This is a genomic window from Candidatus Binatia bacterium, assembly GCA_023150935.1.
GTDB lineage: Bacteria > Desulfobacterota > Binatia > HRBIN30 > HRBIN30 > JAKLJW01.
In genome coordinates, this window is record JAKLJW010000156.1 from 1 (window position 1) to 569 (window position 569).

General features: G+C 69.8%; 1 protein-coding gene. It reads left to right on the plus strand.

Annotation, left to right across the window (positions count from 1 at the left end; translation table 11 throughout):
- The coding region (locus L6Q96_23480; protein ID MCK6557509.1) for an ABC transporter substrate-binding protein at nucleotides 1-455 on the plus strand (455 nt) is incomplete at its 5' end.
- Nucleotides 456-569: the final 114 nt, after the last annotated feature.

Genomic DNA, 569 nt, shown 5'->3' on the forward strand with positions numbered 1-569 from the left:
CGAACCTCGAGAAGATCGGGGTCGCTGTCTCGGTCCGCACCGTCGACTCCGCGCAGTACAAGCGCCGGATGGACACCTTCGACTACGACATGACGCTCTCGGTGTTCCCCCAGTCCGACTCGCCCGGCAACGAGCAGCGCGACTTCTGGGGCAGCGAGGCCGCGGGCCGCGAGGGCAGCCGCAACACGATCGGGATCCGGGACCCCGCGGTCGATGCGCTGGTCGAGAAGATCATCGCGGCGCCGGACCGGGCGAGCCTCGTGGCCGCGTGCCGCGCGCTCGATCGCGTGCTCCAGTGGGGCCACTACGTGGTACCGAACTGGTACATCGCCCGTGACCGGATCGCCTACTGGAACCGCTTCGGGATGCCCTCGGTGGTTCCCAAGAACGGCTTCCAGCTCGACACCTGGTGGTGGGACGCGGGGAAGGCGGCGGCGCTGGAAGCGGGGCGCTAGCCCGCGCGCATGGGGGCCTACGTCGTCCGCCGCCTCCTGCTCGTGATCCCGACCCTGTTCGCGATCATGCTCGTGAACTTCGCGGTCGTGCAGGTGGTGCCGGGGGGGCCCATC